This is a genomic window from Clostridium beijerinckii, assembly GCF_008705175.1.
Lineage (GTDB): Bacteria > Bacillota > Clostridia > Clostridiales > Clostridiaceae > Clostridium > Clostridium beijerinckii.
In genome coordinates this window covers 5,930,448-5,940,808 of sequence record NZ_CP043998.1, presented here as the reverse complement: position 1 = coordinate 5,940,808, position 10,361 = coordinate 5,930,448, and the positions used below count along the sequence as shown (strand labels likewise).

Sequence of the window (10,361 nt, the reverse complement as noted above, 5' to 3'; positions counted from 1 at the left end):
AATGTTTATGACTTACCAACCTAAAAAGAGACAAAGAAAAAAAGAACATGGTTTTAGAAAAAGAATGAGCACTCAATCAGGAAGAAACATTCTTAAGAGCAGAAGACAAAAAGGAAGAAAAAAATTAACAGCTTAAGGGCCCATTAGTGGCCTTTTTTCTGCAAATGCAGGGAAAAAAGGAGTATAAAAATATCTATGATTTATAGATTAAAGAAAAATTTTGAATTTACAATTGTATATAAAAGAGGTAAATCATTTGCAAATGAGCTTCTAGTTATGTACATATTAAAAAATAGAAGGAATAAGGATAGAGATTTTTTAGCCTATAGCAAGGTAGGTATTTCTGTAAGTAAAAAAGTTGGGAATAGTGTTGTTAGAAGTAGATGTAAAAGATTAATAACTGAAAGCTTTAGATTAAATTATAATTATATAGTAAAGGGATATGATTTTGTTTTTATAGCAAGAAATCCTCTTCAAAGTAAAAGCTACTTTGAAGTAGAAAGAGCTATGAGAAGTTTAATTAAAAAGGCAGGCTTATATAATAATGAAGAAATTACTAATACGCCTAATTAAATTTTATAGAAAATATATTTCACCTGGAAGATCTTCATGCTGTAGATTTGTGCCTACTTGTTCACAATATGCAATAGATGCCATAAATAAATATGGAGCTTTTAAAGGTAGTGCATTAGCAGTTTACAGAATATTAAGATGTAATCCTTTTTGTAAGGGTGGATATGATCCGGTTAGGTGAGATATTAGGAGGTATATATTTTAATGTTTCAAGCAATAGTTAACTTTATGAAAGGGATATTTGATTCCCTGCATGACTTTATAGTTAGTATGGGAATATCAGATGTTGGGCTATCTTATGTTTTGGCAATATTTATTTTTACATTGATTATAAGAATTTTAATATTACCATTTAACATTAAGGCAGCAAAGTCATCACAAGGAATGCAGAAAATTCAACCAGAAGTGAAAAAGCTTCAGGCTAAGTACAAAGACGATCCTCAAAAATTGAATACTGAAACTATGAGGCTATATAAGGAGAATAATGTTAGTGTAGCTGGTGGATGCCTTCCATCATTATTACCTCTACCTATACTAATGGCTCTTTATTGGGTATTTATGGGGATACAAGGAATAGAAGGTGCTTCATTCCTGTGGATTCACGATTTATTTGCACCAGATAAATATTATATATTACCAGTATTAGCTGCATTGTCAACATATATACCATCTTATTTAATGTCTAAATCAACACCATCACAACCAGGTGGAATGAATATGGGAAGTATGAATTTAGTTATGGCTGGAATGATGGGTGTTATGTCATTGAATTTTAAATCAATACTTGTACTTTACTGGATAATTGGTAATTTAATTCAAACAATACAAACATATTTTTTAAACTATAGGCCAGCAATGAGAGAGATGGATGATAAGACTCAAAAAGATGCTGTAGCAGAATCAGATAAATTTGTTGTGGCAGTGGAAGAATCTAAAAATTCAGCTAGTAAAAAGAGAAAAAAGAAATAATCAAAAAGTGATTTTGCTTTGATATTAGAGGTGGTGAATTAACAGATGAAATCAGTAGAAGTGGAAGGAAAGACTGTTGAAGAAGCCTTAAATAAAGCTTTAAGTGAACTTGATGCAAATAAGGATATGGTTGATATTGAAATTTTGGATCATGGCTCAAAGGGTTTATTTAATGTTATAGGAGTTAAACCAGCAAGAATTAGAGTTTCTAGAAAATATAATTATATTGAAGAAGCACGAAACTTTATAGTTCATATACTCAAGGGAATGGAAGTTGAGGCAACTATTGATATTAAAGAAGAGAATGATAGCATTATAATTAATTTATCCGGAGAAAAAATGGGAGTGATAATTGGTTATAGAGGAGAGACATTAGATTCTATTCAATATTTAGTTTCACTTGTAGTTAATAAGTTACATGAACTTCCTCATAAAAAGGTTATACTAGATACCGAAGATTATAGAAGCAAAAGAGAGGAAACTCTTAAAGGTGTTGCAATTAAAACAGCTAATAGAGTTAAGAAAACAAAAAAATCATTTAAACTAGAGCCAATGAATCCATACGAGAGAAGAATCATTCATTCTGCACTTCAGGAAGATGCCTTTGTTAATACATATAGTGAGGGCGAGGAGCCGTTTAGAAGGGTAGTCGTTGAATTAAAGAAAGATTAAACCTAAAAAAGAAAGCCATAATGGCTTTCTTTTTAAGTTTATAAATAAAATTTATGACTAAAAAGAGAAGTTTTAGCTAATATAACTTTGACTATTTAAATTTTGTTATGTAAAATTGATAATAGTTAAAAAGGAGTTTTAGTTTAGAAAATATTCTTCTTTAAAAAGAGGAGGAAATTAAATGAAAGAATTTGATACTATTTGTGCGATCGCTACACCAATCGGAGAAGGCGGAGTTTCAATAATAAGAATTTCAGGGGAGAATGTTTTAAAGATTGCTAGTAAGATATTTACCCCTAGGAATAAATACGATATTGAAAGCATGAAAACATACACTATGAAGTATGGTAATATTGTGGATTTAGAGAACAAAAAAGAGATAATTGATGAAGTTATTTTAAGTTATATGAAAGCTCCAAGAAGCTATACGGGTGAAAACGTGGTAGAAATAAATTGTCATGGAGGAGTTATATCTACTAATAGTGTATTAGATCAGGTTATTAAAGCTGGTGCAAGACTTGCAGAACCTGGAGAATTTACTAAAAGAGCATTTTTAAATGGAAGAATAGATTTGAGTCAGGCCGAAGCAGTTATGGATATAATAACTGCTAAAACAGAGTTATCGATGAAAGCAGCTATGATTCAAAGCAAAGGGGCTTTATCTAAAGAAATAAATGAATTAAGAGGGTATTTGCTAAACGTTTTAGCGCTAATTGAATATGCAGTTGATTTTACAGAAGATGATGAGGATATCGTTGATGACAATTTAATTTTACAGATTAAAGATGGGATCGAGAATACAAATTCAAAAATTGAAACCTTATTGTCTAATGCGGATGCGGGTAAAATTGTGAGAGATGGACTCAATATAGTTATTGTAGGAAAACCAAATGTAGGAAAATCTTCATTACTTAATGCATTATTAAGAGAAAATAGAGCTATAGTAACAGATGTCCCAGGGACAACTAGAGATATAATTGAGGAATATATAAATCTTGATGGAATACCGGTTAAAATAACCGATACAGCAGGAATAAGAGATACAGAAGATGTAGTAGAAAAAATAGGTGTGGAAAAATCAAAAGAGAAAATTGAAGAAGCAGATCTAATAATACTCATGCTTGATGCATCTAGATATATAGATGAAGAAGACAGTAGAATAATTAATAAAATAAAGAATAGAAAATATATAGTATTATTAAATAAGATGGATTTGAAAGATATAAAAATTCAAGAAGAAATACTTAAGAATCTAAGTAATATAATAAATATATCAGCTAAAACTGGCCAAGGAATAGATATTTTAAAAGATGAAGTTAAAAAGTTATTCTTTAATGGAGAGATAAGCTCTGAAAGCTTAATAATTTCTAATGCACGACATAAGCAAGCGTTATATAAATCATTAGAAAATTGTAAAATGGCTTTAGATAAAATTAATGCTAATGAATATCTTGATTTAATATCAATTTATATAACAGCGGCTATGAAAGCTTTAGGAGAAATAACTGGAGATGAATTAGAAGAAGATTTATTAAACAAAATTTTTAGTGAATTTTGTGTAGGAAAGTAGGTAAAAGTAATGGCAGTAAATTATGATGGTGGTCAATTCGATATAGTTGTTGTTGGTGCAGGTCATGCGGGATGTGAAGCTGCATTGGCATCAGCAAGATTAGGCCTTAATACATTAGTATGTACAATAAATTTAGATTCAATAGCATTGATGCCTTGTAATCCTAATATCGGTGGTACTGCAAAAGGTCATTTAGTTAGGGAAATTGATGCACTTGGTGGAGAAATGGGGATCAATATTGATAATACATTTATTCAGTCAAGAATGTTGAATACTTCAAAAGGACCAGCTGTTCACTCATTGAGAGCTCAAGCAGATAAAAAAAGTTATCAATTTAGAATGAAGAGAATTTTAGAGGAACAGGAAAATCTTAAAATAAGGCAAATTGAGGTAACTGAACTTAATGTTGAGAATGGAAAGGTGACAGGCGTAGTTACTAAAAATGGAGCTATTTTTAAATGTAAGGCGGTAATTCTTGCAACTGGTACATATTTAAAAGGAAAAATTATAATTGGTGAAGTATCATATAGTGGCGGTCCTAATGGTTTATTTCCAGCTAATGACCTATCACAATCATTATTAGATTTAGGAGTTTCTTTGAGGAGATTCAAAACTGGAACCCCAGCTAGGATAAATAGAAGATCTGTGGATTTTTCTAAGATGATAGAACAAAATGGTGATGATAATATAATACCTTTTTCATTTATGAGTGAAAATATTGAAAGGGAACAAGTATCTTGTTATTTAACCTATACAAATGATGAAACACGTAAAATAATTAGAGATAATATAGGAAGATCTCCAATTTATAATGGGAGTATAAAAGGCGTTGGTCCTAGATATTGTCCATCAATAGAAGATAAAATAATGAGATTTCCAGATAAACCACAACATCAAATATTTATTGAACCTGAGGGGCTTGACACACTAGAAATGTATGTAGGTGGATTTTCATCATCATTACCAGAAGAAGTACAAATTAAAATGCTTAAAACCTTACCAGGACTTGAAAATGTTGAAATGATGAGAACTGCATATGCAATTGAGTATGATTCAATTGATCCTACTCAATTAAAACCAACATTAGAATTTAAAGATATTGAAGGATTATATGGTGCAGGTCAGCTTAATGGAAGTTCAGGATATGAAGAGGCTGGAGCACAGGGGTTAATTGCAGGTATAAATGCAGCATTAAAAATTAAAGAAAAAGAACCACTAATACTAACTAGATCTGATGCTTATATAGGAGTTCTAATAGATGATCTAGTTACAAAAGGGACTAATGAACCTTATAGGATGATGACTTCAAGAGCAGAATATAGATTATTATTAAGGCAGGATAATGCAGACTTTAGGTTAACTAATTTAGGATATAGAGTTGGATTAGTTACAGAGGAAAGATATGATAAATTTATAAAGAGGAAACAAAATATTGAAAATGAACTAGAACGATTAAAGAATTTAAAGGTAACTAATAAAAAAGAAATAAATGAATTTTTAATATCATTAAATTCAGCTGAATTAAGAAAGCCAATTACTTTTTATGAACTGCTACAAAGACCTGAATTAGATTACTTTGATTTAAAACAAATAGATTCGGAGAGACCAGAATTACCTCATGACGTTGGAGAGCAAATTAATATATTAACAAAATATGAAGGATATATACAAAGTCAGCTTGAACAAGTTGCTCAATTTAAGAAATTTGAGAAGAAATTATTACCAAAGGATATTAATTATAGTGATATTAAGGGGTTAAGAACTGAAGCAATACAAAAGTTAAGTGATATTAGGCCAATAAGCATAGGTCAGGCAACACGTATTTCAGGAGTGTCTCCAGCGGATATTTCAGTATTACTTATTTATCTTGAACATTATTATAATAAATAATTTTAATTATTATTGGAGGAATTATGAAGTTTTATGATTTAATGTCTAAATCAGCAGAAGATGTTGGTTTACAACTATCGAAAGAGCAGTATGAAAAATTTATTGATTATATGAAACTTCTTCAAGAATGGAATGAAAAGATTAATTTAACAGCTATAATTGATGATGAAGAAATAATCAAAAAGCATTTTATTGATTCAATAAAAGCATTTAAAAGAGACGAATTCAAAATTGCTAGCAGTTTAATAGATGTTGGTACAGGAGCTGGTTTTCCAGGGTTGCCTATTGCAATAATGAGAGCTGATTTGAATGTTACACTATTAGATTCATTGAACAAAAGAGTGAGTTTTTTAAACACAGTTATTAATAGAATTGGAGCATCTAATGTAACAACTATACATTCTAGGGCTGAAGATGGAGCAAAAGATATTAAGCTAAGAGAGAATTTTGATATTGCAACATCTAGGGCTGTTGCAAATATGAGTGTATTATCTGAATTATGCTTACCATATGTAAAAGTTGGAGGAAGTTTTATTGCGCTAAAAGGTCCATCAGTTGATCAAGAAATTACAGAGAGCACAAATGCAATAAAGATTTTAGGTGGAAAAATATTAGAAGTTTGTGAAATTAACATTGAAGATACAGAATTAAAACATAACTTAGTTGTCGTGAAAAAGATAGATAGATCTCCTAAGGGATATCCAAGAAGGGCAGGATTAATAAGTAAAAATCCAATTAAATAGAGATATTACATAAATAATTGAAATTTGATTATGTAAGCAGGTATATGATAAAATATTAAGGTAGGAGTTATATAGACAAATAAGGATAATAAGGTAAAATATGTATGTAGTATTTTAATAAGGGATGGGTTGGGAACATGAATAATGAAATAGTAAGTATTAGCATAAATAAAGTCATTCCAAATATTTATCAACCACGTAAATATTTTAATGAAGAAGCTATAGAAGAGTTATCACAATCAATTAGAGAACATGGAATAATTCAACCAATTACTGTAAGAAGGCGCGGAGAGGTCTTTGAATTGGTAGCAGGAGAGAGAAGACTTAGAGCAGCTAAGTTAGCTGAGTTAGAGACGGTTCCTTGCAATATTATAGATATAACTGACTCTGAATCTGCTCAGATAGCTCTACTTGAAAATCTTCAAAGAGAAGATTTAAATTACATAGAAGAAGCAGAAGCTTATTATAATTTAATAAGTGATCATAATTTTACACAAGATGAATTAGCAAAAAAGATGGGAAAGAAGCAATCAACAATCGCTAATAAATTAAGATTGCTAAAGTTAAGTAGTGAAGTCAGGGAATTATGCTTAAAGAATAAATTAACTGAAAGACATGCAAGAGCATTGTTAACAATTCCGACTGAAGAAATGCAATTAAGAATTGTTCAAAAAGTAATAAAAGACGGATTAAATGTTAAGAAAACAGAAGAATTAATTAACAAAGAATTGCTTAAATTAGCTGGAGAAGAATTAAAAAATAAGAATAAAAGAAATATAAGAGGTGTATTGCCGGCTAAACTTTATGTTAATACAATAAAACAAGTTTTGCAGAAATTTGATATTCCAGCTGAATATTCATATAAAGATGATGATGAATTTATAGAAGTAGTAGTAAAGATACCAAAAACAAAAAAATAAGAGGAATAATTGGAAGTTAAGGTTTTACCAAGTATTACCTTAACTTTAATTATATATACATGTTGTAATTAAATTTCTACATTTTGGTCTTAACTTAGGGCTTACATGAATAGAATTCTAAATGTAAATTTATTATTGCAAGTATATATTAATCTTATATTTATACACAGAAAATTAAGAATTAATGAAAAATATTTTATGATAGAATATATTTTATTAAGAGTTATTGTTTTTTAGAACATAATTCTTTTATTATAATAAAAAAGTATATATAATATTAATATGGAAAGGGGGGACGCTCTTTTAGGGCTGTGCTTATGAAAGTAATTTGCATTTTTAATCAAAAAGGTGGGGTTGGGAAAACAACTACTAATATAAACTTATGTGCATATTTAGCAATGGAAGGTTATAGAGTATTAACTATAGACATAGATCCTCAAGGAAATACTACGAGTGGATTAGGATTGGATAAAAGTAATTTAGACTTATCCATTTACGATGTGTTAATTTCTGATGCAACTATGAAGGAATCTATAGTAAGGAGTGACTTAGTCCAGAACTTGTACATATCACCGTCAACGATGGAACTAGCTGGCGCAGAGGTGGAACTTATAAATAGAAGTGATAGGGAAAATATAATGAAGAATAAATTAAAAGAGATTGAATCAGAATATGACTATGTGTTTATAGATTGTCCACCATCTTTAGGGGTATTAACAATAAATGCATTAACATGTGCAGATTCAGTGCTAATACCAATACAATGCGAATTCTATGCATTGGAGGGGGTTAGTCAATTAATAAACACAATACAATTAGTAAAAAAATCTCTTAATAAAAAGCTAGAAATCGAAGGCGTTGTAATGACAATGTTTGATTATAGGACAAATCTTAGTAATGAAGTTTTGAAAGAAGTGAAAAAATATTTTAAGAATAAGGTATATGAAGCTACAATATCTAGAAATGTAAGGCTTGCAGAGGCGCCAAGCTTTGGACTTCCGATAATGTTGTATGACGAAAAATGTAAGGGCGCTGAGGCGTATGTAAAATTAACTAAAGAGTTTTTAGAGAGACAGTAGGTGATAGAATGGCAAAGAAATTCGCCTTAGGAAAAGGATTAGGAGCACTTATACCGGAGGAATCAGATAATACTGCACAAGAAAATAATAGTTTGCTCATTCCTATAAATAAAATTAAAAGTGATGAAGATCAACCAAGAAAATTGTTTGACTCCGAAAAGATAGCTGAATTAGCAGAGTCAATCAAAACCCATGGTGTTATTCAACCTTTAATTTTAAGAGAGCTAAAAGATGATAGATACATTATAGTTGCTGGAGAGCGCAGATGGAGAGCGGCTAAAATGGTTGGATTAAAAGAGGTCCCAGCAATAATAATGGAATTAAGTGATAGAGATATATTAGAAATATCATTGATAGAGAATATTCAACGCCAAGACTTAAATCCAATAGAAGAGGCTTTAGCATATAGAAAATTGTTAAATGATTTTAAAATCACACAAGAAGAATTAAGTAAAAGAATAGGAAAATCAAGGGTTGCTATTGCTAATACAATGAGATTGATGAATCTGGATGAACGTGTTCAACAATATATAATTGAGAGTATCATAACGGAAGGACATGGAAGAGTACTTCTTTCAATAAATGATAAGCAGAAACAGTATGAAATAGCTCAGCAGGTAATTGATGAAAAATTATCTGTTAGAGAATTAGAAAGATTAATAAAAAGAATTAGTGAGGATATTGAAAAGGAAAAAAATAATGAAAACATAGGAGAAGTAAATCCTTATTATAAAGAAATTAAGAATCAGCTTCAGAACTATTTTGGAACAAAGGTAAATATTTTAAACAAGAAAAACAAGGGTAAAATAGAAATTGAATATTATTCAGAGGAAGATCTTCAAAGAATACTCGACATTATTAATATGTAATGTTTCACGTGAAACAATTATGAAAGGAATGACACAAGATTGGATATGCTAATTAGTGCAATGAATGATATAATGCCATATTTATTAATTGGAATGTCAATAATAATTATATTATTATTTATAATGGTAGTGGCCTTATTTAAAGCAGTTGGAAAAGTAGAAAGCAGATACAGAAAATTAATGAAAGGTACTACTAATAATAATTTAGAAGAAATGTTACTGGAAAGATTAGATAGTATTGAAGATGCTAAAGAAAGATCTGATAAGGCTCTAGAAGAATGTAAGAGATTAGAAGTTAAGATGAAGGATTGTGTTCAAAAAGTAGCAATTATGAGATATAAGGCATTCGAGAATGTTGGTAGTGACTTGAGCTTTTCGATAGCTATGCTAGATGATAGAAATGATGGAGTTATTTTAACTGGTATATATGGAAGGCAAGAAAGTACAACTTATGCAAAACCAATTGATAAGGGAATATCAAGATATGACCTTTCCGAGGAAGAGTTATATGTTTTAAATGAAGCAGCTAATAAAGAAAATTAAAATTAGTAGAATTGATTTTAGTTAAGTGGGCACCAATAGATTTTGGTGCTCTATTTTTGTATTTAAGAATGTCACAAGTTGGACTTGTGGTTACGGAAAGCTTTTGACTGTAAGTAAAGAAATAAATCTCTGCTGCAAAATTATAGCATGTTTGCCGACTTGAACTATGAACTACAAGGCGGTGTATCTTTTGTGGACATTGATAATTTAGAGTATAGTGAACGGAATGGTAAATATCATATGGTTTTCATGCCAAGATTTAGAAGAAAAATCATATACAAGAAGATAAAGAATTATATATGAAAACACCTGAATTATTATGCGAAAAAAACACTTGAAATTATAAAAGTGAAAGCATTTCTAGATTATATAATATGTTTGTAAGTACACCACCTAAATTAAGTGTAGTGAAATCTATGGGGTATCTGAAAGGTAGAATTCATTGATGATTTTTTATAGACACACAAAAATGCAAGTATAGAAATGGACAATTTTCTGTAAGGATATTATGTAGATATAATAGGAATGAGCAT

Annotated in this window: 12 protein-coding genes; all 12 read left to right on the top strand. The window is 29.8% G+C overall.

Annotated features, from left to right (window positions below):
* Window position 1 precedes the first annotated feature (1 nt).
* The 12 genes from rpmH (at window position 2) to F3K33_RS26165 (ending at window position 9,828) form a co-directional block, all read left to right on the top strand.
* Complete coding sequence (rpmH, locus tag F3K33_RS26220; RefSeq protein WP_008419045.1) at window positions 2–136, top strand: 50S ribosomal protein L34; 135 nt, start codon at window positions 2–4, stop codon at window positions 134–136.
* Between the two features lie 59 nt (window positions 137–195).
* On the top strand, window positions 196–573 hold the full coding sequence (gene rnpA / locus F3K33_RS26215) for a ribonuclease P protein component (RefSeq protein ID WP_012061252.1): 378 nt from the start codon (window positions 196–198) through the stop codon (window positions 571–573).
* Window positions 545–754, top strand: coding sequence for a membrane protein insertion efficiency factor YidD (yidD, locus tag F3K33_RS26210; protein ID WP_012061251.1), 210 nt, complete (start codon window positions 545–547; stop codon window positions 752–754). Before rnpA ends, yidD begins: the two co-directional genes overlap by 29 nt.
* 23 nt (window positions 755–777) lie before the next feature.
* Window positions 778–1,542, top strand: coding sequence for a membrane protein insertase YidC (locus F3K33_RS26205; RefSeq protein WP_023976341.1), 765 nt, complete (start codon window positions 778–780; stop codon window positions 1,540–1,542).
* 45 nt (window positions 1,543–1,587) lie between these two features.
* Window positions 1,588–2,214: an RNA-binding cell elongation regulator Jag/EloR gene (jag, locus tag F3K33_RS26200; RefSeq protein ID WP_012061249.1), complete on the top strand. Its 627-nt coding sequence runs from the start codon at window positions 1,588–1,590 to the stop codon at window positions 2,212–2,214.
* 181 nt (window positions 2,215–2,395) lie between these two features.
* Window positions 2,396–3,784: a tRNA uridine-5-carboxymethylaminomethyl(34) synthesis GTPase MnmE gene (gene mnmE, locus F3K33_RS26195; protein ID WP_012061248.1), complete on the top strand. Its 1,389-nt coding sequence runs from the start codon at window positions 2,396–2,398 to the stop codon at window positions 3,782–3,784.
* 9 nt (window positions 3,785–3,793) lie between these two features.
* On the top strand, window positions 3,794–5,674 hold the full coding sequence (mnmG, locus tag F3K33_RS26190; protein ID WP_012061247.1) for a tRNA uridine-5-carboxymethylaminomethyl(34) synthesis enzyme MnmG: 1,881 nt from the start codon (window positions 3,794–3,796) through the stop codon (window positions 5,672–5,674).
* A gap of 23 nt (window positions 5,675–5,697) precedes the next feature.
* Complete coding sequence (rsmG, locus tag F3K33_RS26185; RefSeq protein ID WP_023976343.1) at window positions 5,698–6,417, top strand: 16S rRNA (guanine(527)-N(7))-methyltransferase RsmG; 720 nt, start codon at window positions 5,698–5,700, stop codon at window positions 6,415–6,417.
* 137 nt (window positions 6,418–6,554) lie between these two features.
* Window positions 6,555–7,337, top strand: a complete 783-nt coding sequence (gene noc, locus F3K33_RS26180) for a nucleoid occlusion protein (protein WP_023976344.1) — start codon at window positions 6,555–6,557, stop codon at window positions 7,335–7,337.
* 317 nt (window positions 7,338–7,654) lie between these two features.
* Complete coding sequence (locus F3K33_RS26175) at window positions 7,655–8,416, top strand: ParA family protein (protein ID WP_012061244.1); 762 nt, start codon at window positions 7,655–7,657, stop codon at window positions 8,414–8,416.
* An 8-nt stretch (window positions 8,417–8,424) separates the two neighbouring features.
* Complete coding sequence (locus F3K33_RS26170) at window positions 8,425–9,285, top strand: ParB/RepB/Spo0J family partition protein (RefSeq protein ID WP_023976345.1); 861 nt, start codon at window positions 8,425–8,427, stop codon at window positions 9,283–9,285.
* A 45-nt stretch (window positions 9,286–9,330) separates the two neighbouring features.
* Window positions 9,331–9,828: a DUF4446 family protein gene (locus F3K33_RS26165; protein ID WP_087703090.1), complete on the top strand. Its 498-nt coding sequence runs from the start codon at window positions 9,331–9,333 to the stop codon at window positions 9,826–9,828.
* Window positions 9,829–10,361: the final 533 nt, after the last annotated feature.